We start from the raw sequence: 26,176 nt of genomic DNA on the forward strand, positions 1-26,176 counted from the left end.
TAAATGCAATTTCAATAACCAGTTTCGCATTTTTTTATCATCTTTACTACCATGAATATCGCCCTGTTCCCCGGTTCGTTCGATCCTGTAACCAAAGCCCACGTTGATATTGTTAAACGCTCGGTGGGTTTGTTTGATAAGGTTTACATCGGCATAGGTGTAAACAGCAGCAAACAGAGCTTTTTAAGTATCGAGAAAAGGCAGGAAATGTTAAGGGCTGTTTTTGCTGATCAGTCTAAGATACATATAGTTGCATACGAGGGACTTACAGTAGATTTTTGCCGCAGTATTGATGCCAACTACATGATCAGGGGCATACGCACCGTATCAGACTTTGAATACGAAAAGGCCATCGCGCAAATGAACCATACCCTGGCGCCCGATATTGAAAGTATATTTATTGTAAGCAAGCCCGGTCACTCGGCCATTAGTTCAACCATAGTGCGCGATGTACTGCGCCACGGGGGAGATGTAAGCCAGTTTATCCCTAAAGAAGCACTGGCCTTTCTTTAATCAGTTTCGTTTTTACCAGCACATCAATAATAGATGGAAAGGTGTTTTGCAAAATGGTATCCACCTGGCTTTTTTTAAACCAGCGAACATCGGTGATGCCTTCTTCTTTTTGAGGCTTCAGCTTTTCGTTACCCTTATGTTTCATAGCGTACCAATGGGTTTTCTTTAATACCACCTGGCGTTTTATGGTGTAAACATGGTAGGTTTTGCAGATTTTATCGCCCAATTTACTCACGGTTATGCCGCATTCCTCTTCCACCTCACGTACAGCGCCTTCCTTACGGCTCTCATCTTTTTCAAGTTTGCCTTTAGGTAAGTCCCATTTATCATTACGATAAATAAAAAGATAATTGCCCTCGTCATTCTTCACTAATCCGCCCGCGGCCTCTATCAGCGTGATGCTTTTTTCAACATCCCTGATAAACTGCTTAGCATCCTCACACACCACATAAAACTGGCCTATGTTGTATTTGAGAATCTTTGGATAGATTGTTTTCAGATTAAAGGTTTGACCGTCAATCAATTGATGGTTCTCTACATTCTCCGGGGCTTTTTCTGTTATCAGAATAACCTTTTCGTTAATATAAATTCTGTATTTTTGGGCCATGTTTAATTATACTGAGACGGAACAGCAGGTAGCCGAATTCCTGTTGCAAATTAAAGCAATTAAATTACAACCTAACAATCCTTTTACGTGGGCGTCGGGCTGGAGATCGCCAATTTATTGTGATAACCGTATTACATTGTCACATCCGTCAATTCGTACCTACATCCGGCAAAAACTTTCAGCATTAATTCAGGAAGAATTTGGCGCTGTTGGTTGTATAGCCGGTGTTGCAACGGCAGGCATTCCGCAAGGCGCGTTAGTAGCGCAGGAGTTAGGCTTGCCATTTGTATATGTAAGGGCAAAAGCTAAGGAGCATGGCCGTGGGAATTTGATTGAGGGTGATGTACTTACCGGTAAAAGGGTAGTAGTTATTGAGGACCTGATATCAACAGGCAAAAGTAGTTTACAGGCAGTTGAAGCTTTGCGCGAGGCAGAATACGATGTAGCCGGTTTGGCTGCTATATTCAGCTACGGGTTTGATGTAGCCACCGAGAATTTTAAAGAAGCCCGCTGCCCGTTTTTTACGCTGTCAAATTACAGCGCGTTACTCAAATATGCTGAAGAGCATCAGTACATTTTACCGGCTGACGTTGAAGTATTGAAACAATGGCGTACCAGCCCTGATACCTGGGGACAATAATTAGAATTTTTAACCATGACCGTTTTTGAAAGCATCGTACATATTGAAAGGCCAGTGGCCGATCTGTTTGCATTTTTAAGCGACATGAACAATCATCAGCAGTTGATGCCACCTCATGTGCAGGACTGGCGTTCAACCGCTGATGAAATAAGCTTTAGCATACAAAATATGGCCAACTTGAGGTTGGTTGTAGATCAACGAATTGAAAATTCGGAGGTGAGCATCACCGCGGTAGACGAGCCACCGTTTAAAGTTAATTTCAGATGGTTGTTGGCGCAGGAGGCTGGCTACGCCAGCGTGCAGTATACCATTACCGCCGAACTTAATATGATGATGAAAATGTTTGCTTCGGGGCCTTTGCAAAAATTAGCCGACCACGAAACGGCTGCGCTGGCAGCACTGTTTGTATAATTGGTTTCGGGCAATTAATACATCTCTCTGTGAGAGGTTGAATTGCGTGATAGCACTAACAACACGTTAATAACTATCAATCCTATAATTAAAGCTACCATAACTAAAGTGTTGAACTTGTTTTAACTCGTTTACAAAATATGGGTCGAAGCTTGTGTCAAATCCTGTGTTATTTAAAGCGCCGGTTAAATTGGTTGTTTAATAATATTAACGATAAAAAATTCCGTTTAGTTTTAACAATTGTGGATTTTTGGTCATAAATCGCACATTTAAAAAGATTTAACTTGCAGAGGGAATCTGTTGTATTTAACGGAATAAACGAGTGGTTTTATTGCACTTTAGTTAACTTTTAGGTAATGATATTTTAAAAGTTGTGCCAAGGTTTACCGCACTTTCAACTTCTATCTTTCCGCCCATGGCCTCAATTTGATTTTTTGTTATAAAAAGCCCTATTCCACGGGCATCGGCATTGCCATGAAACGTTTTGTACATGCCGAATAAATCATTACCATGTTTACTCATGTCGATGCCTATCCCGTTGTCCGTAATGGTTAAATAGTCTTTATGCTGGCAGTTCGTCAAATTAACCTGTATAAGTGGTTTTCGGTCAGCACTGCGGTATTTTATAGCATTGGTCAAAAAGTTTAACAGTATGCTTTCGAGGTATGCCGGATGGAAGTAGATGTTGGCATCCGGAGCTACATTGTTTTCGATGGTAACATCATATCGTATTATATCAGGTGTTAATGTTTCAATGGTTTTTTGAACATACTCATAAAGATTTACGGGTGTTTTTTGAAGGTGACGGTTAGCCTGTATTGATACTACATCGTTAAGGTTAAGTATCGTTTCGTTAAGCTGGTTAGATACGCTTTCCAGCAATTGCAGGTATTCCTGTTTTTCTTCATTGCTGGTATTTGGGTCGTTCACTAATTCAATCAGCGACTGAAAATTACCGGAGTGCGTGCGCAGGTTGTGCGATACGATATAAGCGAAGTTGAGCAACCTGTTATTTTGATCGCCAACTATATCCAGGGTTTCCTGTATGCGGCGGTGCTGTAGTTTTTTCTCAGTGATATCATATACGTGCGACACAAAATGCAGCGGATTGCCGTCACTATCGCGAACAATGGATACGCTAAGCAAAGCCCATACAATGTTGCCGTTTTTATGGAAATAACGCTTCTCCATTTCATATTTAGGGATGTCGTCCTTAACAAGCTTTTCAAGCAGTTCAAGGTCAGCATCCAAATCCTCAGGGTGCGTAATTTCCTGGAAGGTAAGCTCACTGAATTCCTCGGGCGTGTACCCTAAACTATTGGCCAATGTGCCATTTACCTTTAACCATTTCCCTTCCGGCGATACCAGCGCCATTCCGGTGGGCGAATTTTCAAAAGCACTTTCAAACCTTTCTTCGCTGTTTTTAAGGTTGTGCCTCACGGCCACCTGTTCGCTTATGTCCTGAAGAGTGCCATATATTTTTGAGCACTGCCTGTCTTCAAATTCAGCATGCGCAATAATGCGTACCCATACTTCCTTACCATGCTGGCTTACCATGATGGTCTCCACATCGAATGATTCGCCTGTCTCCACTATGTTTGAGAACGCCTCGTGCATCAGTGTTTGGCAACGGCCCGGCTTATACATGTTGTACATCACACTTACGGTCGGTGTATAATCAATATCGGCACCGTAAAGTTGTTTGGTTACCTGTGTCCAGGCCAGTGTATTATTTTCGATATCTATTTCCCAACCGCCAAGCTTTATACTTAGGTTGGTTTTGTTTAGCAGATCCTTGTTGTTGGTAAGCTCCTGTTCGGCCAGAACGTGCCGGGTTACATCAACGTTTATGCCTACCAGGCGAGTAGGACGGTTTTCTGCGTCGTGCTCAACAACATTGCCCTTGCAGTTTATCCAGCGTACGCTGCCATTGCGGTGCCAAAAGCGCGGCGTTATATTAAAGGGTTTTGCACCGCCTTTTTCTATACTTTGGTTAATATGCCTGCGCACCATATCCCAATCGTCATCAAACACAAGTTTTTCCCAGCTATCAGGCAGTGGATGTTCGCTTTCATCATAGCCAAGCATTTTTTTGAATGAAAGGCTTGCGGTCCATTTTATATTAGGTATATCAAAATCCCAAAAACCGGCCAAATCATGGTCAGCTACAATTTTGTAAACATCATCCTTCATCTCTGTGCGGTTGGTGGCAATAGCTAAAAATATCACTTTATCGAATAGTATTTACTGGCTGCAATAACCCAGGTAAAATAATAATATTCTTAAAAGTTTTGAATGATTATAATAAAACGATTTTTCAAATTTCTAATTGCAGTTTTAAGTATAATACTTTGCTATTTATGTAATGTTTTTTTGTTGCGTTAATAAACAGTAATTTTGCGCCAAATAAAGGCTCACGCATGATCACAGTATCAAATTTAACCCTACGGTATGGTAAACGTACCTTGTTTGAAGATGTTAACCTTAAATTTACCCGCGGCAACTGTTACGGTATTATTGGCGCTAATGGTGCAGGTAAATCAACATTTTTAAAAATTCTTTCCAAAGAGGTTGATCCAACCACCGGCTCGGTAAGCTTTACACCCGGCGAACGTATGGCTGTTTTAAAACAGAATCACTACGAGTTTGATGAGTTTCCGGTGATTGAGACTGTATTGATGGGGCATAAGGAGATGTATGCCGTAATGAAGGAAAAGGATGCCATCTACCTAAAGGAAGATTTTAGCGATGCCGATGGTGAGCGTGCCGGTGAACTGGAAAACCTGTTTGCCGAGATGGACGGCTGGAACGCTGAAAGTAATGCGGCCACATTGTTAAGCAACCTGGGTATTAAAGAGGATTTGCACTACAAGCTGGTTAAAGAGCTTGACGGTAAACAAAAAGTACGTGTGTTATTGGCGCAAGCACTTTTTGGTAATCCGGATATACTATTGCTGGATGAGCCTACCAACGACCTGGACATTAATACTGTAAGCTGGTTAGAAGATTTTTTAGCCGGTTACGAGGCTACCGTTTTGGTAGTATCGCACGACAGGCACTTCCTTGATTCGGTATGTACTCACGTGGTAGATATTGATTACAGCAAGATGACCATTTACACCGGTAACTACACTTTCTGGTATGAATCAAGCCAATTAGCTGCTAAACAGCGTGCCGACCAGAATAAAAAGATGGAAGACCGGGTGAAAGAGTTACAGGAATTCATTCGTCGCTTTAGTGCTAACGCCTCAAAATCAAAACAGGCTACCAGCCGTAAAAAGGCGTTGGATAAAATTAATCTTGACGAAATACAACCATCAAACCGTAAATATCCGGGTATTATATTCAATAACCTTGGCCGAGACGCGGGTGACCAGATTTTGCAGACAGAGACACTCGGTAAAACTGTTAATGGCGAAGTGCTGTTCAAGGACGTATCGTTTATGGTGAACAAGGGCGATAAGATCGCGATCATATCACAAAACAGCTTGGCTACAAGCGCTTTTTATGAAGTAATTACAGGCCGCGATACTGACTTTAACGGTAATTTTAAGTGGGGCGTTACCATTAATATTGCTGATATTCCCATTGAGAACGCTGAATATTTTGAAGGTAAGAATGACAACCTGATCGACTGGCTGCGTGAGTATTCTCCAGGCGAAAAAGATGACCAGTTTATCCGCGGTTTCCTTGGCCGTATGCTGTTCAGCGGCGAAGAGGTACTAAAAAAATGCAGTGTGTTATCGGGTGGCGAAAAAATGCGTTGCATGTTTAGCCGTATGATGTTGCAGCAGGCCAATGTTTTACTGTTTGACGAGCCAACTAATCACCTTGACCTGGAATCAATCACCGCGTTAAACAACGGTATGAAAGATTTTAGGGGAACTGTATTGTTCACCTCGCGAGATCATGAACTGGTTGAAACTGTAGCCAACCGTATTATTGAAATTACGCCGGCAGGTACTATTGATAAGCTGATGAGCTATGATGAATATATTAACAGCGAGGCGGTTAAAAAACAGCGTGAAGAGCTATACGCCGCTGTATAATTAAAATATATATATAGGTTTAAAACCCTGCCGGCAAGCCTGTGCAGGGTTTTTTATATTTGTTGCGTGTCGTCAATCCAAAACATACAAAAGGCCTTTCCGTTTGAGCCTACCGAACAGCAGAATGAGCTGTTTGGTGTATTGCATCGCTTTTTGCTAAGCGATGATGGTGATGAGTGCTTTATTTTAAAAGGTTACGCCGGCACAGGTAAAACCACTATTGTGGGAGCTTTAGTAAAAGCATTGCGAAGCTACAATTACAAGTATGTGTTACTTGCGCCCACGGGCAGGGCAGCTAAGGTGATCACTGGTTACTCAGGCCGTAAGGCTTACACTATCCACAAGCGCATATACCGAAAAAAATCAGCATTAAATGTTGATGAAGGTTTTAGCCTTGGTGAAAATATGGCCAGCAATACCATATTTATTGTGGATGAGGCATCCATGATTTCCGACGAAGCGGGCGGCAACAACTACCGGTCGTTATTGTATGATCTGGTTAATTATGTTTACAATACCAATAATTGTAAGCTGATGCTGGTTGGTGATACAGCGCAGCTGCCGCCGGTTGGCTCAGCTGATAGTCCGGCGTTGGATATACCTTTGATGAAAGACCGTTTTGGCCTTGCCATATTCAGCTACGAGCTTACAGATGTGTTGCGGCAGCAAAAAAACTCCGGCATATTGTATAACGTAACCAATGTACGCAACCAAATACGTTTAGAGGATACACGCATGCCACGCATTACCACAAAAGGGTACAAGGACGTGTTCCGGATGGGTAGCGACAGGCTTGAGGATGGCCTCAACTATGCCTATAGTAAATATGGCGACGACAGCACCTTGATTATCTGCCGGTCAAACAAAAACGCTAACTTATACAACCGACAGATCCGTGGCCGCATCCTTTGGCGCGAAGAGGAACTTACCGGCGGAGACCAGGTAATGGTGGTAAAGAACAATTACTTTTGGCTTAAGGACCAGGAAGAGGGTAGTACGGGCTTTATTGCCAACGGCGATATCGCGCGTGTTCGTAAAGTCCGCAATATTGAAGAGTTGTATGGATTCAGGTTTGCTAATGTGCAGTTGGAGTTTATTGATTACGCTGAAGACCCTATAATTGAATGTAAGGTTTTGCTGGATACCCTTTATTCAGAAGCGCCGGCACTGTTACCTGCCGATCAAAAACGGTTTTATACCGAGGTAATGAAAGATTACGTGCACATTCACGGCAAGCGTGCGCAGCACGAGGAGTTGAAGCTTAACCCTTACTATAACGCTTTACAAATAAAATTCGCTTATGCCATTACTTGCCATAAAGCACAAGGCGGGCAATGGCCGGCTGTTTTTGTTGACCAGGGATTTTTGACCGAAGAAATGGTAAATACCGATTTTTTGCGCTGGTTTTATACCGCTTGCACCCGCGCCACGGATGAGCTTTACTTGGTCAACTTTAATGAGAAGTTCTTCGGTATCAATGACTCGGCTGATTAGCGCTTTTGGGTAAGTGAATGGTAAATGTAGAACCCTGGCCTACTATACTTTTAACTTCAATTTTACCGATATGCCGCTCAACTATTTGCTTTACTATACTCAAGCCAAGCCCAGTAGAGTGTTCACCCCGTAAACCGCTGCGCCCTGCTTTTGAAAACCGATCAAAAATATTGGGCAATATAGCATCGGGTATGCCAACGCCATGATCAATAACTTCAATCTTTAACGCGGCTGAATCGGCGGATAATGCTATTTCAATTGCATCGCTATCCTTTGAAAATTTTGCGGCATTGCTTACCAGGTTATCTATCACTCGCTGAAACTTTTCAGGGTTTATATCTGCAAAGGCCTGTTGAGGCGATCCTTTAAAAACTATATGATTAGGAATGTTAGGCGTTTGATTCCATAGATCGGTAAGATTTTTCAGGAAGCCGTTCATCTCTGTACTTTTAACAGTAAATTCTGTATCCGTATCATTACGGGCGCTTTCCAATAAATCGTTGATGATCGATCTGGCTTTCCGGCACGATTGCTTTACCATGTGGATGTTTTCCAGCGTGTCGTTATCAACGGCATCCATCTCCATCAGCATCGCTACCGATTCGATTGCCGCAATGGGGTTGCGCAGGTCATGCGCCACCATTCCCAACACCTCTGTTTTAAAGTTGCTGGCCTGCGCAATTTCCCGGTTTTGCTTATTGATCTCTACCAACTGTAAAAAGTGGTTGGCCTTGTAATTAAAATTATACCGCGACATTAAAAAGAAGCCGAGCAGCAAAATGCAACATATCAGTTCATTATATAATATTTCGGTAGGGCTGTGTGATAGTGCGGTTATCAACAGGGTAAACACTGAGCCTGTAACCAAAGTAATAAACATGGTTTGCCCATATTCAAACACGCAGATGATGCTTATAACCGTCAGCGCGATCATAAACATGATCAGGTTATCGCTGGGTATATAAGTAACGATAAAGCTGGAAGCCATCCCGCTCAGGATGATGTATAAGGCAAAGATGACCGTGAAGACCGACATTTGAGTTGTAGCCTTACGTAAAACCCGTGCCTGTTTGTGTAAGGCCGTAACGCTCAAATAAAATAACGGCGCAGCAAAAATGTGTATCCAGTTGCTTACATTAAATTCCGGAAAGTTTTGGATTCGTGTAAGGCTGGTTGGAAATGCAGTAATAAACACACGGAAGATTACATTTAATGCAAAAAATATTAGGCAGAGTTTTTTGATACTCTTCAAATTCTGCAGCATATAATAGTTCCGGAACTGTGCACGGCTTTTAACGGTTACCGTGCCGGCTATATCAACATCCAAAGCGTAATGTATAATTTGGTCAGCACCCCAAATGTAACAAAAATATTGCACAGCAAGCAATATCACAAAACCTGAATTATTGACTGATGTTATTATTAAAAATACCCTTTGCAAAAGACAAAAAGGCGGTTTTGATTGAATTAAGCCGACATTTTTTCAGCTTTTGGGTATTGGTAAACTATTTGAATAACACTTACCGCTATGAATTTTAACAACTTTACCATAAAAGCTCAGGAAGCTGTACAAAAGGCTTCGGAGATTGCCACCGGTAATCAGCAGCAGGCTATTGAGAATGCGCACCTGCTGAAAGCATTACTGCTGGTTGATGAAAACGTTATCAGTTATTTATTAAAAAAGCTTAACGTTAACCTTAACAGGCTTGGCGATGTGCTGGATCAGCAAATAGCTTCGTTCCCGAAGGTGAGCGGCAGCAATATATATTTATCATCAGATGCTAACAGCGCTTTGCAAAAAGCCCAGGGATACCTGAAGGAGTTTAAGGACGATTTTGTGTCGGTTGAGCATATTTTGCTCGGTATCCTGGCATCTAATGATAAAACTTCGGGCGCGCTAAAGGATGCCGGCGTAAACGAAAAGGATCTTAAAAAGGCTATCGTCGCGCTTCGTGGCGATAATAAGGTTACTGATCAAAATGCCGAAGCTACCTATAACGCGCTTAACAAATACGCCCGCAACCTGAATGAGTATGCCGAGTCGGGCAAGCTTGACCCGGTAATAGGCAGGGATGAAGAGATACGCCGTGTGATACAGATACTATCGCGCCGTACTAAAAACAATCCGGTACTGGTAGGCGAACCAGGGGTAGGTAAAACCGCCATTGCCGAGGGTATCGCTTTCCGTATTATAAAAGGCGACGTACCCGAAAGTTTGAAGACCAAAACTGTTTACTCATTAGATATGGGCGCGCTCGTAGCAGGCGCTAAATACAAAGGTGAGTTTGAGGAACGCCTTAAAGCTGTAGTAAAAGAGGTGGTACAAAGCGATGGTGAGATCATCCTGTTTATTGATGAGATACACACTTTGGTTGGAGCTGGCGGCGGCGAGGGCGCTATGGACGCGGCCAACATTCTGAAACCGGCCCTTGCCCGTGGCGAATTGATGGCCATTGGTGCTACTACGCTTAATGAGTACCAGAAATATGTGGAGAAGGATAAAGCTCTTGAACGCCGTTTTCAAAAGGTTAATGTAGATGAACCCGATCCGCAGGACGCGATCTCCATTCTTCGTGGATTAAAGGAGCGTTATGAGCAGCACCACAAAGTGCACATTAAGGACGAGGCGATTATTGCCGCTGTTGAAATGTCGCAACGTTATATATCCGACAGGTTTTTGCCGGATAAAGCTATCGACCTGATGGATGAGGCCGCGAGTAAACTGCGCCTCGAAATGGATTCGGTACCGGAAGCGGTTGATGAACTTGAGCGCCGCATTATGCAGTTAGAGATCGAGCGTGAGGCCATCAAACGCGAAAAAGATGAAAAAAAGGTAGCCGAGCTGAGCGAAGAGATTGCCAACTTGAGTGCCGACCGTGATTCCATCCGCGCTAAATGGCAAAGCGAGAAAGATTTGGTAGACAGCATTAACCAAAAGGTTGAACAGATAGAAAACTTTAAGCTGGAAGCCGACCAGGCCGAGCGTGCCGGTGATTACGGTAAGGTAGCAGAGTTACGTTACGGCCGTATCCGTGAAACACAAGATGAAGTTGAAAAACTGAAGATTGAACTTCAAAAACAACAGGTGGACAGCCGTATGCTGAAAGAAGAAGTTACCGCCGATGATATTGCCGGTGTAGTTTCCCGCTGGACAGGCATCCCTGTTTCAAAGATGATACAGAGCGAACGTGAAAAACTGTTGCATCTGGAAGAGGAACTACACAAACGTGTAGCCGGTCAGGAAGAAGCTATTGAGGCTATCAGCGATGCTATACGCCGCAGCCGTGCCGGTTTGCAGGATAAACGTAAGCCAATCGGGTCGTTCATCTTTTTAGGTACTACAGGCGTTGGTAAAACAGAATTGGCTAAAGCATTGGCTGAGTTCCTGTTCAACGATGAAAGTGCCCTGGTACGTATTGATATGAGCGAATACCAGGAACGCCACGCGGTATCACGCTTAATAGGAGCGCCTCCGGGCTACGTGGGTTATGATGAAGGCGGACAGTTAACGGAAGCCGTACGCCGCAAACCATACAGCGTAGTATTGCTGGATGAGATAGAGAAAGCGCACCCGGATGTATTTAATATATTGTTGCAGGTGTTGGATGATGGCCGTTTAACGGACAACAAAGGCCGTGTGGTAAACTTTAAGAATACTATTATCATCATGACCTCGAACATCGGTTCAAATATTATCCAGGAAAACTTTACTAACCTGGATGATGACCGCGAGGAGATCATCGCCAAAACCAAGAACCAGCTGTTTGAATTGCTGCGTGTAACTATAAGGCCGGAGTTTTTAAACCGGATTGACGAGATCATCATGTTTACCCCGCTTAACCGCGATGAGATAGCTGATATTGTTAAACTGCAATTCAGGCAGGTACAGCAAACACTCGCCGAAATGAGCATTAACATCGAAGCGTCAGACGAGGCGCTTGATTGGCTGGCACAATTGGGTTACGATCCGCAGTTTGGTGCACGTCCGCTTAAACGGGTAATTCAGAAAAAAATACTGAACGAGTTATCTAAACAAATACTCGCAGGTAAAGTGGATAAAGACAGCACCATTAAGCTGGATATGTTTGATAACCAGTTTGTGTTTTTAAATACCAAACAAGCCGACGAGGTTGACGGATAATGGTTTGCCCGGCAGATGTTAAATAATGTTAACGCATTAAACCGTTTGCCGTGCTTATAATCAAACAAACATAATAACTCCATCATATAGTAAAAGAGCTGCTTACGGGCGGCTCTTTTACATTTAAAACCTTACTTTTGCAGCTTGTTATGAAAATACCCAAGTTTGCCGACCAGATACTTTTTGAAAACGACGATGTGATTGTGGTAAACAAGCCGCCTTTTATCAGTTCGCTTGATGAGCGGGGAGAGGGTAGCAGTGAGATCAGTATGCTGCGCCTGGCCAAAGCTTACAGTGACGATGCGCAAATATGCCACCGTTTAGATAAGGAAACATCCGGAGCTTTAATATTTGCCAAACATCCCGAGGCATACCGTTGGGTGTCCATGCAGTTTGAGCGCCGTAAGGTGAAAAAGGTTTACCACGCGGTTATTGATGGCACGCATGTATTTGAAGATTTACAAATTGATCTGCCGATACTAAACGTAGGCAAAGGCAGTGTAACCATCAGCAGGCAAGAGGGTAAAGCCGCCGAGACCTGGTTCAATTCATTAAAATACTATAAGCATTACACACTGGTAGAATGCCGCCCGGTAACCGGCCGTATGCACCAAATCCGTATACATTTGGCCACGCAACGCGCCTCGATAGCAGGGGATGATATGTATAAAGGTCAGCCGGTGTTTTTATCTAAGCTAAAACGTAAATACCATTTAGGTAAAGATCAGGAAGAGCAGCCTATCATGAAGCGCTTTGCCCTGCACGCTTATGAGGTGACTTTCAAATTGATGAATGGTGAAGATATAACCATTCATGCTCCATATCCTAAAGACTTTGAAACGCTGTTGAAGTTGTTGGATAAGTTTGATAGTTGATTACCTGTCCTTAACTTCTTTTGTGCGAACAAAAGAAGCAAAAGTCGCCGGCTACGTCCTGCCCGGTGAAAGTTTCTGCTTTGGCTAAGGCTGTGCTATTCCGGGCATTACTGATGCCGGTAGGACAGGTAATTCACGGTTTGTGCTTTTTCTTTTTTTTTAACTCTGTCATTTCGAGCGATAGCGAGAAATCTGCACGCGTTTAATGGTAAAGCGACAGATTTCTCCTCGTACCTTGTCGAAATGACATAAATAATTAAACTCTTTATTCTCATAAAAAGCACGTACAGAGGCTTACTGCCAAAACCCATGTGCTTTAATCTGGCCTGAGCCATAACCCTGGCCCCGTAAAGTTTTGCGCAGTTGCGCCACCATGGTTGAATTTCCGGCCAGGTAAAATATCGTATTTTCCAGGTTTTCTGATTGCTGCAGCAGCCACTTAATAAGCGAATGATGGCCGAAATTATCGCCGCGCTCAACAGGTTGCAGCGGCGTTTTAAAATATTCGTTAAACAGATTACGGTTGGCACTATCACTCATTACCACCGCGCCCGAAAAACGGGTGGCAGGTTGTGTTAGCTGTTGTAACGCCAATAGATGGCCTATAGCGCTTTCATCGCCAAGGCAAATTATAGCCGAGGTATTTACAGGGTTATGCTTCGTTGTTCCGATGCCTAAATACTCTATTTCATCGCCCTGTTTTAATTGTTTAGCCCATGTTGCGCCCGGCCCTTTGTGATTTACGTCGATGTAAAGCGTACAGGTTTGCGTTTCAGCATCCCAGGCAGATGGTGTATAATCGCGATAGGTAAATTCTGCAACTTTACATTTAATATGCTGTACCTCATTCCACTCCATATTGGCTGATGGCAGGTGTATATCAATTTCAATAATATCGTCGGTGCCCCACAACCGGCTTTCAAGCACATAACCTGTTTTTAAAAATTGGTTCTCTAATATTTGGGTAGCTTTCTTTTTTATGCGTGATAATAGTAATGCGCTCATTTTGTAAATGTTTAGTGCTTACAAAATAACGACAGGATTTATCTGCAGAAAATAGACAATGGTGGGTAAGTGTTGGACTATTTGCGGTAATTTTTCCTAAAAGCGAGAGGTGTTTTACCTACATTGATTTTAAAAATCCGGGAAAAATAAGTGTGGTCTTCGTAACCTACTGCATGGGCAATTTCTTTAACGTTCAGCTCACTGAAATATAATAGCCGGCGTGCCTCAAGCAAAACTTCGTTATTTATCCAGTAAGTTACTGATGAGCCGCTTGTTTTTTTCAATGCTTCATTAAGGTATGATTCGCTGATCATCAATTGCCCTGCATACCACGACGGGCTTTTGTATTTTACAAAATTTTGCTTTAGCAGCTTTTTAAATTGCTGCGTAATTTGGTAGGGGCGGGTAGCTGTTTCGGCGGCTTCGCTGCCCTTGCAATATCCGGCAGCTGTCAGGCCTATAAAGCTGTTTAGTAAGGAGTGGAGCAATTGCACATAAAAAGGCTGCTCCGTATCGCTGTTAAAATGTTGATGCAGCAATTTGGCCGTAATCAGCAATTGCTGGTGTTGCTCATCTGATAACGCGTAAGGTTGTTGTACGGCTATCCGGTTCTCAAATACCTCGCGATAATGTGCCGGAACAAGCATGGTATCTGCCGCTATAAACCATCCATTTATGTTTTCTGCCGCTAATACATGATGAACCTGGCCCGGTAAAATATAATATAATGCAGGACCGGATATATTTACCTCACTAAAATCAACCGTTAAAGAACCACTTCCTTTTTCAATTAAAAAGAATACATAGTGATCGTCGCGATGCACGCCCAATTGTTTAACGTGCTCAGCAGTGCCCTTTTCATAAGTGCAACCTATTTCCATACCTGCCTTAGTTTTGTCCTTAAGCTTATGTATAGGAATGTGCTTCATTTTAAGGTATATGTTCTCTAAACGGATTCTGTTTACTTTAAATCCGGTACGTTACATTGATCGATCTCTTGAGCAAGCTGTAATAAAAGCGCCCCGCCGTCCTGATCATCACTCATATTATGATGCTGTTTTTGTACAGTATCAGCATGTTGTGTAAACGGCCAATTTAACAAATCCGCCTCTCTTTGCAATTTATGCTGAAGTAATGTTATACTTGCCTGTATTTGTTTCACCTGTGCGTCAATGTTTATAGTGGTATCAGGCAACCTAAAAACAGAAAAAAGCGATGTGATCATCGAGCTCAGCTTCATATTGAGTATCTGGAACCGGTGTACGCCCGCACCTTGCTCTTTACGGTAGCCCGGCTCGCCTTGCATGCCTGCAAAGGCATTCGCTAATCCGGCCAGGCTGGTATATACACTCTTCCGGGCCAGCTTGTAGGATGTTACATCTAAAGGGACATTACGGGTAGCATCAATCAGTTTTTCAAGGTAGTTAATGTTAGCCTGCAATACCTGCTTAATATAAAAACCCAGCCGTTTATTCTCCCAAACCGGAAACAGGTAAGCTCCTGCAAAGGCTATGAGGCAGCCCAGCAGGGTGTCATAAATACGCTCAATAACAATGGTGCCGTTGCCCCCGGTATAAATATTAAGATAGATAACAATCATGGCGGATATAAATACTACAGCCACAAGGTATTGCGTGCGCAAAAAAGTTAAAAAACCAACCAGAAATATGACGGCGATGGTGCCCAGAACATCTTGCTGTTTAACCAGTAATAATATAGAAAAGCCAATAACAATACCGGCAAGGCTGCCCAATAACCGCTGTTTGTTACGTTTTTGGGTGATGTAGAATGATGGCCGCATAATAACCAGAATTGTCAGCAATACCCAATAATTGTATTCACCCCAATTAAGCAGGTGCGAAACCACCAGGCCAAATATACTCGATGTAGTGAACCGTAAAGCGAACCGGAAAACCGGCGATTCAAGATTAAGGTTCTTCGTTATACTGGCAAAGCTTAAATCCTGAACGCTAACAAAGTGGGCATATTCAATGTCTACGTTCTCTTTAAACAGGCCTGTTTTAATCTCGTTTATGTAATCATCAATACGTTCAATATTATGTTTTAGTTTGATAAGCATGGGCACATGCTTATCATCTTCGCGGTCGGTAATATATTGAAGCCTGTCTAAATAAAGTTGCAGGTTAGTACGGTAATTGGTTTTGGTTACCGCCCGTTTGTTAGTTTGCAATGCATCGCCAACCGCATATAATTCATGCGATTGCAGTTTGATCACGTTTTTAACCAGCTCAAGTACGCCGTTTATTCTGAAATTTTCACGTACAAATTCATAATCGTAATGGATGGCCGTTATCTGGTCGTACAGGTCAATGGCACACTCTGTTATTTTTAGCAGTTCCTGGCCCTTGCTGTTGCTCGCCTGCATGGCCTTTTCGTCCCTGATTAAGAGGTTGCGCACCAGTTCTTGCTTATCATTGATACGCACATGTAAGGCCAGCAGCTTTCTGTAGCTTATATCTAACGGAACATTAACATCATAAAAAGGTGCCTTGGCTTCTAAAAACTCTGCTGTAGCAGCAAGGCATTCGGCAATGGCATGCTTTAATGAGCGTAATGGCCAAAGGGTAATGTATAAATAGTTTACGGCGTAATACCATACGGCGCCGCCCATAATATACAGCGCGAACGATAAACTGTCAACAGGCTTTAAGCCCCAGGTAAAAATAGCCAGCCCAATAAGCGATATACCTAAAACACTAAAACGCACACCATATACGGTAAGCATGGAGCATATAAAAACTATAACGGCAAACACCACGGTAAACAGCATAAAGTTTGGCCAACTGTAGGCTACCATGAATGATACAATGAAGGAGAGCGGTATGCTGATTAATAAGCTGATGCGTTTATCAGCGGCAGTGCCTGCCGTTTCGGTAAGCCCAACATTAAGGGCGCCTAAGCCCACTATGGTAGCCGCGTGGGTAAAGCCAAGCCTGTTTAAAACAAGCACAGGCAAAACAACGCTTATGGTGATGCGCAATGCATCAGTAAAGTATTCAGACCGTGTAAAACGGATTAATTTCTGTAGTAAAAAAAGTGGGTTCATCCAGCTTGAACTAAGCGCAAAGATACTATAACGCAATTAAATGCCTGTGGTTTGTGGCAATGCCGCCTTCGGTTATTCCGGCGGGTTGCATTTATCGCACAAGCCACTAATCAACAGGTTTATATCTTTTGCAATAAAACCTTTAGGTATTTTAATGGATTGCAGCGGTGTGTCATCCAGGCAATAAACTTTTTTGCAGTTTATACAATTAAAATGGAAATGCTCGTCGTGGTGTTCATGTACCGTGCACTTGGGCGAGCAGATAGCGTAGTTTGCGGTGCCATTCAGGTCAATTACCTTGTGCAAAATGCCTTTTTCCTCAAAGGTCTTCAAAATCCGGTACAGGGTAACACGGTCTACATCTGCACCCATAATTTTTTCAAGCGCGGGTTGAGTGATCGCCGCATCGCTTTGCGCGATAACCTGCAATACGCCAAGCCTCGGCCCGGTAATTTTAAGTTGATTTTTTTGAAGTAAATGCGCGAAATCCTTTTCCATGTATGTAACTGCAATCACAAAGATACTATTAATAGTGTCTGCTTAAAGTAAGTGTTTAATAAGGTAATAATACAAATGCAATAATGTTGCATTTGTATTATTTTGTTTTAGATTTGTGCTCATAATATTAAAAAATGAATAAGCGAAAACTACCCGTAACCGTACTCAGCGGATTTTTAGGAGCCGGAAAAACAACATTACTCAACCATATTTTACATAACAAGCAGGGAATGCGTGTTGCGGTTATTGTGAATGATATGAGCGAGATAAATATTGATGCGAAACTGGTAGCCAATGAACAAACACTTTCGCGCACCCACGAAAAACTTGTAGAAATGAGCAATGGCTGCATTTGCTGTACACTGCGCGAGGATTTAATGATAGAGGTTGAACGCCTGGCAAAAGAGGAGCGCTTTGATTATTTGCTGATTGAGAGTACGGGTATATCTGAACCTATACCTGTGGCACAAACATTTACCTATGCAGACAATGATATTGATCTGAGCCGTTTCAGTACCCTTGACACTATGGTTACCGTGGTTGACTGCTTTAACTTTTTTAATGATTATGTGAGCAGTGAAAAATTAGCTGACAGAGCTTTAACTGATAACGATACCGACCAGCGTACTATAGTAAACCTGCTTACAGAGCAGATTGAATTTGCCAATGTTATCATACTAAATAAAACCGACCTGATTTTACCGGATGATTTAGGGTTGTTAAAAGCATTTATACAAAAGCTAAACCCACAGGCACGACTCATACAAAGCGAGTTTGGGAAGATTGATGTAAATGATGTTTTAAACACTGGCCTTTTTGATTTTGATACAGCCTCGCAGGGAGCCGGTTGGATAAAGGAACTCGAGGGTAACCACACACCCGAAACCGAAGAGTATGGTATCAGCTCAATAGTGTTCCGCTCATCAAAACCCTTCCATCCGGGGCGTTTATGGAAGTACCTGAATAATGAATATCCTAACAATATCATCAGGGCTAAAGGCTTGTTCTGGCTGGCATCCCGCCTGCATCAGGCCATAAACTTTTCGCAGGCCGGTGGTTCGCTTAGGGTTGATGTTGCCGGAACATGGTGGGCAGCCATACCTTATCGCGAACGCATTACCTATCCCGATTTTGTGGAACGGCAAAAAGAGATAGAAGCCAACTGGTCAACTCAATTTGGCGACAGGATGAATGAGCTGGTGTTTATCGGTCAAAACATCAACAAAGCAGAAGTTACAGTACAGTTAGAAAGCTGCCTGATCAATAATGATGAAATGAACTCCTACCAGCGCGGCGAGTTATTTCCCGATCCGTTTGATAACATTTTATAAATTTTTTGTGTTGTTTAATTGCAGGCCGCTTAGTAATAAGCGGCTTTGCTATTGGTAAAAAACCTATCGGTTTGTCAGCGGTTTAGGTTAAATGATGATTATAACTTATGCAAGGGGTTAAAAAGCAACATCTGCCTCAAAAAATTTGCATTACATGTAACCGGCCATTTACCTGGCGTAAAAAATGGGCCGCTGTTTGGGATGATGTAAAGTATTGTTCAGAAAAGTGCAGGCGTAATAAAGATGCCCGGTAAACATTTCAATATGTTATATCATGATTACAAAAACTTTGTTTATGCGATCAAAATGACGGGTTGATTGTTAAATTGGCTCACGAAATATGAAACTACATATTGCAAACCAAATAATAAAAACTATACGCGAACGCCGCACAGAGTTAGGATATACGCAAAGCTACCTGGCTGGCAAACTTGATATCAGCCAAAACACCTACAGTGATATTGAAAAGGGTTACAGTACACTCAATGTTGACCGTTTACTATCTCTTTGCTCGGTACTTAAAATTTCGCCAACGCAACTATTAAGCGGAAAAAAGCAAATACCTGCCGACTTTAGTAAGCTGTTTTATTCAAGCGATAGGCCAATGTGGATATTTGAACCTGCTACGCTTAACTTCATGGATGTAAATGACGCCGCCATATATAACTATGGCTTTGCCAGGGCCGACTTTATGAAAATGACTATTGCCGATATCCGTCCGCATGAGGATAGGGAAAGGTTATATGTTAATTTAAAAGACCTTAAAGGCGACAAAACTTATGAGCAACCCGTAAGGCACTGGAACCGAGATGGCACAATAAAAAATGTGAGGGTGAGTTGCTACCAGGTAGAAAATGATGGCGTTGAATGCTACCTTGTTCTTCCGCAGGTTGTTGCACCGGGTATGGCTGTGCTTTCACAAGGCTTAACCGTTCAGGATAGCTTTACCGAACTACGCATACTTGCCGCACAGTTGGAAAGTGGTGTTTCGGCTACGCGTAACCAAGTAATTATGGAGCGTATGCAAGTGCTTCTTACTCAAATTTTATCAAATAGCTGAAGCTTTTTGTTCTATATTCTTAGAATCTCTATTCTGTAAGAAAGTGAAAAATTTATCCACAATAGTTGATTTGCTAAAAAAATTAGCATTAATTTGTAGGGTAAATTATCATGTCCCTCCAAGATCAACATATCATTAAAGAACTCCGGCAGCAAATTCTGCGGTGGGAGGGTTACAAGCCGCCCTCGAGTGGCAGGTTTGAGCCGCTTGGTATAGGCAATGTGGAGCAGGCCTTCCCAAACAAGGTTTTCCCAAAAAGCAGCGTGCACGAAGTGGTTTGTGCCAGTACAGAGCAGGCTGCAGCATCCGGCGGTTTTTTGGCAGGCTTAATCTCCTTATTGCTAAAACAGGGTGGTGTTTGCGTTTGGATATACCGTGCAGGGCGTGTATTTGCACCGGCGTTGGCAACTTTTGGCGTAGCCCCTCATCAAATAGTGTTTATTGATCTTAAAAAAGATGCTGATGCGTTATGGGTGATGGAAGAAGCGCTAAAATGCAGCGGGTTAACCGCTGTTGTTTGCGAACTGAAGGATATGGATTTTAAACAATCGCAACGTTTACAGCGCGCTGTTGAGCATAGCCGCGTTACAGGTTTTGTGTTGCGCAATGCTACAGGTAAACTAACCGCAACGGCCTGTGCGGCCCGGTGGCAAATTAAACCGCTGCCCAGCTTGCCCATAAATGGCTTGCCCGGCGTTGGCCATTTTTGCTGGCAGGTTGATTTGCTTAAAGTGCGTAACGGGCAAACGGGTAGTTGGGTGATGCAATGGCATGAGGGCATGTTTGAGCAGGTTACTGAAATTTTATTTGATGAGGAAAGACAAGTGGGGTAGTTTATGCAAAAGCGTTATATGGCAATATGGTTTAGGTATTTGCTTACCGATGGCCTTATCCGCCGCCGGCCTGAGTTTAAGGAGCAGGCGTTGGTGATTGCCGCGCCGCAAAAAAACCGTATGGTTATAACCGCTTCAAGCCCGGTTGCTGAACGCGAGGGAGCTTTTGTAGGTATGGCAGTAGCCGATGCAAGGGCAGCCACCGTTGACCTGGTTGTTTTGGATGATGTACCCGGCACGGCTGCCAAATTACTCCGGCTGATAGGTATAGGCTGTATCAGGTACACGCCCATAGTTTCCCTTAATTTACCCAACGGATTAATTTTGGATATTTCAGGCTGTGCGCATTTATGGGGCGGTGAACGCGGTTATCTGAAAGAATTGGTAAACAGGCTGCGCTCCGGTGGTTTTAATGCCCGCGCTGCCATTGCCGATACTCCTGCCGCGGCATGGGCTGTTGCACGTTTCGCAAAAAAAAATCCTATTGTGCCTTTTGGCGGTCAGGCTCAAGCTTTAGCCATACTGCCCCCCGCGGCGTTAAGGCTTGAGCCCGAAGTTAACAATCTTTTAAAAAAATTAGGTTTCAACACCATAGCCCCGCTGCTTACCATATCCCCGCAAGCATTACGCAGGCGTTTCGGGCAAAACCTGTTAACAAGGCTTGGCCAGGCACTAGGCACTGCTGATGAATATTGGGAACCCATCAGCCTGCCGGTAAATTATATGGAATGGCTGCCTTGTATGGAGCCGGTACGGACTGCCCCGGGTATTGAAATAGCTATCAATACGCTGCTCGAAAGAACATGCGTACGCTTGCAGGGTGATGGCAAAGGTATACGTAAGGCAATGCTCAAATGCCATCGCATTGATGGGCGCAAGGTGCAGGTTTCGGTAAGCACAACCCGTGCATCACACAGCGTATCACACTTAATGCGCCTGTTTAAATTGCAGGTTGCCAAAATTGAACCGGCCTTAGGCATTGAGCTGTTTGTTTTAGAGGTACTCCGGTTTGAAGATATGGAAGCACCTCAGGAAGCGCTGTGGGCTGAAGCTAAAGGGCTGGCGGATGCCAACCTGGCCGAACTGCTGGATAAGATTGCCGGTAAAATAGGTGCAGATGCCATTAAACGGTACCTGCCTGCCGAACATCACTGGCCCGAGCGCTCGTTAAAAGTTGCCGGCTCGTTACAGGAGCAGCCCGAAACGCAATGGCCCCAATTACCAAGGCCGATACGTTTGCTGCCTATTCCTGAACAGATAGAGGTAATGGCGCTGGTGCCTGATCATCCCCCAAAAGTATTCACCTTTAAAAATAAACGCCACACTGTAGCTCGGGCTGACGGGCCTGAACGCATAGGGCGCGAGTGGTGGCAGGATAAAGGCGAGCACCGCGATTATTATATGGTTGAAGATACTGAGGGGCAGCGGTATTGGTTATTTCGTTCGGGCCATTACGATGGTAATGATGCCCGCTGGTATCTGCATGGTTATTTTGCTTAATACATTATGGCTTACGCGGAACTACAGGCAACATCAAATTTTAGTTTTTTACGGGGCGGATCGCACCCGCAAGAGCTGGTTGAGCAGGCTAAGACACTTGGCTATACTTCAATTGCCATTACCGACCGTAATTCTATGGCCGGTATTGTACGTGCACACATGGAAGCTAAAAGCAGCGGCATCCGTTTTATCCCGGCATGCAGGCTTGATCTGGATGATGGTGCCAGCCTGCTGGCTTATCCTGCTGACCATGAAGCCTATGCCCGTCTTTCTGCGCTGCTTACTTTAGGTAATCTGCGGACTGAAAAAGGTAAGTGTTTGCTTTACAAAGCCGACGTGTATAACTATAAAGAGGGTATTATATTCATCGCAGTTCCTCCCGAACGCTTAAACAGCAAATTTGAGTTTGATGTCGAGTTTTTAAATGATCTTAAAGAATATCAGCAACAATTTGGAAATGCGCTTTACTTGGCTGCTTCTTTTAATTATCACGGTCAGGATGCCAAAAGATTGTACAGGCTTGCGCAAACCGGGGTGCCGCTGGTTGCAACCGGCGATGTGCATTATCATGTAGCCGAACGTCGGGAACTGCAGGATGTGCTCACCTGCATCCGTGAAAAATGTACAATCCATAATGCGGGCTTTAAACTGCATCCTAATGCCGAGCGCTACCTGAAATCTATGGATGAGATTTACAGGCTTTTCAGGGAATACCCGCACGCTTTAAGCAATGCTCTTTTGATAGCTGATAGCTGCAAGTTTTCGTTAGATTCTCTGAAATACCTCGAACCTGCCGAAAAGTTGGTAGACGGCCTCACCACTCAGCAACGGCTTGAAAAGTTGGCATGGGCGGGGGCAAAGGAACGTTTTGGTGATCCGGTACCTGAAAAGCATGTTGAACAAATAAAATTTGAGCTTGAATTTATTGCCAAGCGGCGTATTGCGTGGTATTTTCTGCGTGTTTATCGCTATACCCAGCAAGCTGAGGATTTAGGGATATTGCACCAGGGCAGGGGGTCGGCAGCTAATTCAACTGTATGTTATTGTTTAGGGATAACTTCGGTTAATCCGGCAGAAACACGGTTGCTTTTTTCGCGCTTTATGTCAGACGCGCGCGATGAATGGCCGGATATTGACGTGGATTTTGAGCATGAGCGACGTGAAGAGATCATCCAGTTTATATATAACGATTACGGACGCGATCGGGCGGCCATAGTAGCTACCATAACGCAGGAAAGGCACAAGGGAGCTATACGGGATGTGGGCAAAGCGATGGGTCTGTCCGAAGATACAATAAAGCGGTTGGGTGCCACCATCTGGGATTTCAGGGAAGAGGGGTTTGATGAAAATCGGTTGAGCGGCCAGGGTTTAAACCCGCATGATCCGCTGATCCGCAAAGTACTGGAGCTTACTAATCAGTTAATTGGTTTCCCGCGGCAATTAGGCCAGCACACGGGCGGGTTTGTAATTACCGAAGGCAAGCTTACGGACATTTGCCCGGTGCACAACGCCCGTATGGTGCAGCGTACACAGGTAGAGTGGAATAAAGACGATCTGGAAGATCTGCAGATATTAAAAGTGGATGTGCTGGGGCTGGGTATGCTCACCATGATACGCAAGGCGTTTGATATGGTGCTTAAACATTACGACCGCAAGCTTACCCTGGCAAACGTACCGCAAGGCGATCAGGATGTTTATGACATGATCTGCCGTGCAGATACCATCGGTGTTTTTCAGATTGAAAGCCGGGCGCAAATGTCCATGTTGCCGAGGTTGAAACCAAGAGAGTTTTATGACCTGGTGATAGAAGTAGCGATAGTAAGGCCCGGGCCTATTCAAGGAGACATGGTACATCCTTACCTGCGCAGGCGCGATAAATTAGAATCACCGGAATACCCCAAACCGGAACTGGAAGAAATATTAAAACGGACGAAGGGTGTGCCATTATTTCAAGAGCAGGCGATGGAGATTGCTATTGTAGCGGCAGGTTTTACGCCAGCCGAAGCTGATCAGTTGCGCCGGAGTATGGCATCATTCAAGGCCAATGGTAAATTGCATATCTACGAAAAAAAGCTTGTAGAAGGCATGGTTGCGCGTGGCTACGAAAGAGACTTTGCTCACCGCATATTTAAACAGTTGCAGGGTTTTGAAGGGTATGGTTTTCCTGAAAGCCACGCAGCCTCGTTCGCGTTGCTAGTATATATATCATCATGGCTTAAATATCATTACCCTGATGTGTTTTGTGCCGCTTTGCTTAACAGTCAGCCTATGGGTTTTTACCAGCCCGCCCAAATTGTACAGGACGCAAAAAATCATGGCGTGTTGATTTTGCCGGTTGATGTAAATTATTCTGAATGGGATAATATTATCGAAAACAAGAACGGTGAAAATGCTGTTCGATTGGGCTTTAGGCAGGTAAAAGGTTTGCGGGAAGAGGATATGGCCATACTGGCTGTTTGCCGTAAAGATGGCTATATGCATATTGATGAGTTGAGAGCGGCCGGGGTGCCTGAAAATGCCTTACAAAGATTAGCAGATGGTGACGCTTTCCGTTCAATGGGTGCCGACAGGCGCATGGCCTTGTGGGAAATCTCCGCGCTTGCCGACAGGCCTATCGGTCTTTTTAAAGGACAACTATCTGAAACCGTGCTTGAAGATACTGTTCCGTTACCGTTAATGACGCGTGGCGAACATGTGGTGCAGGATTATTTCTTCACCGGGTTATCGCTCAAAGATCATCCGGTTGGCTTGCTCCGTACGCAATTATCGCGCTTAAAAAATATTAGGATAAGTGAATTAGCCTACTGTAAAGATGGCGATTACGTAAGCATATCAGGCCTTATCACGGTACGTCAGCGCCCCGGAACTGCTAAAGGTGTATTATTCATGACCCTGGAGGACGAAACCGGCTCGGCCAACCTGGTGGTATGGCAAAAACTTTTTGACACTTATCGTAAAGAGATCGTACAATCAAAACTGTTTATGGCAAGCGGTAAATTGCAGATAGCCAACGGTGTAATACACTTGGTTGTAAGGCGTTGCTATAATCTAACGCCTATACTTAACACCCTTACAACCAATTTACAAACGCCCACAATGCGGGGCGATGAAACGAGTAAGCCCGAAGATTATGACGGCCGATCATCACCTGCGCCAACAAGCCGGGCATTTCATAAAGGCCGTAATTTCCATTAAGTAAATTAATACTTAGCCGGCAAATGTACTTCGGCCATCATGCACCGTGCGCTGCCGCCGCCATTGGTTTCAATGGTGCTGATGTCAGCATAAACAGGTTTACTATAACTTGATAAAGTTTCGCGTTGTTCATCATCCAGGGAATTCCACGCGCTTGCCGACATTACGATCAAACTTTCTCCAGCCTGATTATGCACCTCCAGCATATTGCCCGCAAAGTGGTTCATCTGCTCAAACGTAATATTGATGATCTCTTTACCGCTCGATTCTATCGCGTCAATCACCGCTTCGAGTTGTTCATCGTCGGTTATGCTTTCCAGGCATATCACTACATATTTTGTTGCAACGGCCATCAGTACGTTGGTATGATAAATGGCTTTGCCCTTGGCATCAAAAGCATCAAACAAAACGGCTTTATAACCGGACTGCTCGCAGAACGTTCGTAAAACATCGGCATCAGTGCGGGGCGAAAGGCAGGCGTACGCAATCTTATTTTCCCTGTCCAGCACCATACTGCCCGTGCCTTCCAAAAATTTATGCTCATTTTCAAAGCGGCTCAAATCTGTAATGTGGTCAACGTTAAAGGTTTCCTGCAAATCACGTATTACATCTTTCCGGCGCTCCAATCTGCGGTTTTCGGCCTGCATGGGATATAAGTACACATTGCCGTCCTCATGAAATGACACCCAGTTATTCGGAAATATCGAATCAGGGGTATGTGGTTCGGCGGTATCGTTTACTACAATTACATTTACGCCGTTATCACGCAGTAACTGAACAAAGCCGTCAAACTCCTGTAACGCCTTTTGCTGTGTATCGGCTTGCTCAGCACTTTTGTTTTGAAAAGCGTTGCTGCCCGCGGTTTGCTCATTAAAGCCAAAAGCCACCGGGCGAATCATCAGTATATTAGATGTTGCTTGCATTTGTTAGTTGATAGTCTATAGACCATAGTCTATA

General features: G+C 43.9%; 21 protein-coding genes. 13 read left to right on the forward strand and 8 right to left on the reverse strand.

The window, feature by feature from the left end:
* Window positions 1-51 precede the first annotated feature (51 nt).
* On the forward strand, window positions 52-513 hold the full coding sequence (coaD, locus tag LT679_RS02985) for a pantetheine-phosphate adenylyltransferase (RefSeq protein ID WP_232175454.1): 462 nt from the start codon (window positions 52-54) through the stop codon (window positions 511-513).
* On the opposite strand, the gene LT679_RS02990 is transcribed toward coaD, so the two are convergent.
* A complete protein-coding gene (locus LT679_RS02990; RefSeq protein WP_232175455.1) occupies window positions 488-1,120 on the reverse strand; it encodes an NUDIX hydrolase in 633 nt (210 codons plus the stop codon). The two genes, coaD and LT679_RS02990, sit on opposite strands and share 26 nt — an antisense overlap.
* Here LT679_RS02990 and pyrE point away from each other — a divergent pair.
* Both pyrE and LT679_RS03000 read left to right on the forward strand, forming a co-directional pair.
* Window positions 1,119-1,760 (forward strand): orotate phosphoribosyltransferase, encoded by a 642-nt coding sequence (pyrE, locus tag LT679_RS02995; RefSeq protein WP_232175456.1) that lies wholly within the window; start codon window positions 1,119-1,121, stop codon window positions 1,758-1,760. The two genes, LT679_RS02990 and pyrE, sit on opposite strands and share 2 nt — an antisense overlap.
* Before the next feature lie 15 nt (window positions 1,761-1,775).
* Window positions 1,776-2,171, forward strand: a complete 396-nt coding sequence (locus tag LT679_RS03000) for an SRPBCC family protein (protein WP_232175457.1) — start codon at window positions 1,776-1,778, stop codon at window positions 2,169-2,171.
* 342 nt (window positions 2,172-2,513) lie between these two features.
* Here the strand turns inward: LT679_RS03000 and LT679_RS03005 are convergent, their stop codons facing one another.
* Complete coding sequence (locus LT679_RS03005; RefSeq protein ID WP_232175458.1) at window positions 2,514-4,400, reverse strand: PAS domain-containing sensor histidine kinase; 1,887 nt, start codon at window positions 4,398-4,400, stop codon at window positions 2,514-2,516.
* Window positions 4,401-4,591: 191 nt separating this feature from the next.
* On the opposite strand from LT679_RS03005, the gene LT679_RS03010 reads away from it, so the two are divergent.
* A complete protein-coding gene (locus tag LT679_RS03010; protein WP_232175459.1) occupies window positions 4,592-6,220 on the forward strand; it encodes an ABC-F family ATP-binding cassette domain-containing protein in 1,629 nt (542 codons plus the stop codon).
* 66 nt (window positions 6,221-6,286) lie between these two features.
* The gene (locus tag LT679_RS03015; protein WP_232175460.1) at window positions 6,287-7,714 is read left to right on the forward strand and encodes an ATP-dependent DNA helicase; all 1,428 of its coding nucleotides are present in this window, start codon (window positions 6,287-6,289) and stop codon (window positions 7,712-7,714) included.
* Here the strand turns inward: LT679_RS03015 and LT679_RS03020 are convergent.
* Window positions 7,695-9,041, reverse strand: a complete 1,347-nt coding sequence (locus LT679_RS03020) for a sensor histidine kinase (protein ID WP_232175462.1) — start codon at window positions 9,039-9,041, stop codon at window positions 7,695-7,697. The two genes, LT679_RS03015 and LT679_RS03020, sit on opposite strands and share 20 nt — an antisense overlap.
* A 201-nt stretch (window positions 9,042-9,242) precedes the next feature.
* Here LT679_RS03020 and clpB point away from each other — a divergent pair, with 201 nt between their 5' ends.
* Both clpB and LT679_RS03030 read left to right on the forward strand, forming a co-directional pair.
* The gene (clpB, locus tag LT679_RS03025) at window positions 9,243-11,855 is read left to right on the forward strand and encodes an ATP-dependent chaperone ClpB (RefSeq protein ID WP_232175464.1); all 2,613 of its coding nucleotides are present in this window, start codon (window positions 9,243-9,245) and stop codon (window positions 11,853-11,855) included.
* Window positions 11,856-12,004: 149 nt separating this feature from the next.
* A complete protein-coding gene (locus LT679_RS03030; protein WP_232175467.1) occupies window positions 12,005-12,730 on the forward strand; it encodes an RluA family pseudouridine synthase in 726 nt (241 codons plus the stop codon).
* A gap of 294 nt (window positions 12,731-13,024) precedes the next feature.
* On the opposite strand, the gene LT679_RS03035 is transcribed toward LT679_RS03030, so the two are convergent.
* The 4 genes from LT679_RS03035 to LT679_RS03050 all read right to left on the reverse strand — a co-directional run bounded on the left by LT679_RS03035 (window position 13,025) and on the right by LT679_RS03050 (window position 17,300).
* Window positions 13,025-13,735 (reverse strand): SIP domain-containing protein, encoded by a 711-nt coding sequence (locus tag LT679_RS03035; protein WP_232175468.1) that lies wholly within the window; start codon window positions 13,733-13,735, stop codon window positions 13,025-13,027.
* Between the two features lie 77 nt (window positions 13,736-13,812).
* The gene (locus LT679_RS03040) at window positions 13,813-14,664 is read right to left on the reverse strand and encodes a helix-turn-helix domain-containing protein (protein WP_232175470.1); all 852 of its coding nucleotides are present in this window, start codon (window positions 14,662-14,664) and stop codon (window positions 13,813-13,815) included.
* A gap of 32 nt (window positions 14,665-14,696) precedes the next feature.
* Complete coding sequence (locus LT679_RS03045; RefSeq protein WP_232175471.1) at window positions 14,697-16,802, reverse strand: FUSC family membrane protein; 2,106 nt, start codon at window positions 16,800-16,802, stop codon at window positions 14,697-14,699.
* A gap of 72 nt (window positions 16,803-16,874) precedes the next feature.
* Window positions 16,875-17,300: a Fur family transcriptional regulator gene (locus tag LT679_RS03050; RefSeq protein ID WP_232175473.1), complete on the reverse strand. Its 426-nt coding sequence runs from the start codon at window positions 17,298-17,300 to the stop codon at window positions 16,875-16,877.
* A 134-nt stretch (window positions 17,301-17,434) separates the two neighbouring features.
* Here LT679_RS03050 and LT679_RS03055 point away from each other — a divergent pair, with 134 nt between their 5' ends.
* The 6 genes from LT679_RS03055 (at window position 17,435) to LT679_RS03080 (ending at window position 25,219) form a co-directional block, all read left to right on the forward strand.
* Entirely contained in the window at window positions 17,435-18,631 is a 1,197-nt protein-coding gene (locus LT679_RS03055) for a GTP-binding protein (protein WP_232175474.1), read from the forward strand.
* A gap of 107 nt (window positions 18,632-18,738) precedes the next feature.
* Window positions 18,739-18,885, forward strand: a complete 147-nt coding sequence (locus LT679_RS03060; RefSeq protein WP_232175475.1) for a DUF2256 domain-containing protein — start codon at window positions 18,739-18,741, stop codon at window positions 18,883-18,885.
* Between the two features lie 86 nt (window positions 18,886-18,971).
* Window positions 18,972-19,691, forward strand: a complete 720-nt coding sequence (locus LT679_RS03065) for a helix-turn-helix domain-containing protein (protein WP_232175476.1) — start codon at window positions 18,972-18,974, stop codon at window positions 19,689-19,691.
* A gap of 110 nt (window positions 19,692-19,801) precedes the next feature.
* Window positions 19,802-20,524 carry an ImuA family protein gene (locus LT679_RS03070; protein ID WP_232175477.1) on the forward strand — a complete coding sequence of 241 codons (723 nt, stop codon included), beginning with the start codon at window positions 19,802-19,804 and terminating at the stop codon, window positions 20,522-20,524.
* An 18-nt stretch (window positions 20,525-20,542) separates the two neighbouring features.
* Entirely contained in the window at window positions 20,543-22,024 is a 1,482-nt protein-coding gene (locus tag LT679_RS03075) for a Y-family DNA polymerase (protein ID WP_232175478.1), read from the forward strand.
* A 6-nt stretch (window positions 22,025-22,030) separates the two neighbouring features.
* Complete coding sequence (locus tag LT679_RS03080) at window positions 22,031-25,219, forward strand: error-prone DNA polymerase (RefSeq protein ID WP_232175479.1); 3,189 nt, start codon at window positions 22,031-22,033, stop codon at window positions 25,217-25,219.
* A 5-nt stretch (window positions 25,220-25,224) separates the two neighbouring features.
* Here LT679_RS03080 and ctlX read toward each other — a convergent pair whose 3' ends face one another.
* Window positions 25,225-26,142, reverse strand: coding sequence for a citrulline utilization hydrolase CtlX (gene ctlX, locus LT679_RS03085; RefSeq protein WP_232175481.1), 918 nt, complete (start codon window positions 26,140-26,142; stop codon window positions 25,225-25,227).
* Between the last annotated feature and the right edge of the window lie 34 nt (window positions 26,143-26,176).

It is taken from the genome of Mucilaginibacter roseus (genome assembly GCF_021215455.1).
Taxonomy (GTDB): Bacteria; Bacteroidota; Bacteroidia; order Sphingobacteriales; family Sphingobacteriaceae; genus Mucilaginibacter; species Mucilaginibacter roseus.

Coding starts and splice junctions, on each gene's coding strand:
- coaD (WP_232175454.1), top strand. CDS start 52: ATGAATATCGCCCTGTTCCCCGGTTCGTTCGATCCTGTAACCAAAGCC.
- pyrE (WP_232175456.1), top strand. CDS start 1,119: ATGTTTAATTATACTGAGACGGAACAGCAGGTAGCCGAATTCCTGTTG.
- LT679_RS02990 (WP_232175455.1), bottom strand. CDS start 1,120: ATGGCCCAAAAATACAGAATTTATATTAACGAAAAGGTTATTCTGATA.
- LT679_RS03000 (WP_232175457.1), top strand. CDS start 1,776: ATGACCGTTTTTGAAAGCATCGTACATATTGAAAGGCCAGTGGCCGAT.
- LT679_RS03010 (WP_232175459.1), top strand. CDS start 4,592: ATGATCACAGTATCAAATTTAACCCTACGGTATGGTAAACGTACCTTG.
- clpB (WP_232175464.1), top strand. CDS start 9,243: ATGAATTTTAACAACTTTACCATAAAAGCTCAGGAAGCTGTACAAAAG.
- LT679_RS03030 (WP_232175467.1), top strand. CDS start 12,005: ATGAAAATACCCAAGTTTGCCGACCAGATACTTTTTGAAAACGACGAT.
- LT679_RS03035 (WP_232175468.1), bottom strand. CDS start 13,735: ATGAGCGCATTACTATTATCACGCATAAAAAAGAAAGCTACCCAAATA.
- LT679_RS03040 (WP_232175470.1), bottom strand. CDS start 14,664: ATGAAGCACATTCCTATACATAAGCTTAAGGACAAAACTAAGGCAGGT.
- LT679_RS03045 (WP_232175471.1), bottom strand. CDS start 16,802: ATGAACCCACTTTTTTTACTACAGAAATTAATCCGTTTTACACGGTCT.
- LT679_RS03050 (WP_232175473.1), bottom strand. CDS start 17,300: ATGGAAAAGGATTTCGCGCATTTACTTCAAAAAAATCAACTTAAAATT.
- LT679_RS03055 (WP_232175474.1), top strand. CDS start 17,435: ATGAATAAGCGAAAACTACCCGTAACCGTACTCAGCGGATTTTTAGGA.
- LT679_RS03060 (WP_232175475.1), top strand. CDS start 18,739: ATGCAAGGGGTTAAAAAGCAACATCTGCCTCAAAAAATTTGCATTACA.
- LT679_RS03065 (WP_232175476.1), top strand. CDS start 18,972: ATGAAACTACATATTGCAAACCAAATAATAAAAACTATACGCGAACGC.
- LT679_RS03070 (WP_232175477.1), top strand. CDS start 19,802: ATGTCCCTCCAAGATCAACATATCATTAAAGAACTCCGGCAGCAAATT.
- LT679_RS03075 (WP_232175478.1), top strand. CDS start 20,543: ATGGCAATATGGTTTAGGTATTTGCTTACCGATGGCCTTATCCGCCGC.
- LT679_RS03080 (WP_232175479.1), top strand. CDS start 22,031: ATGGCTTACGCGGAACTACAGGCAACATCAAATTTTAGTTTTTTACGG.
- ctlX (WP_232175481.1), bottom strand. CDS start 26,142: ATGCAAGCAACATCTAATATACTGATGATTCGCCCGGTGGCTTTTGGC.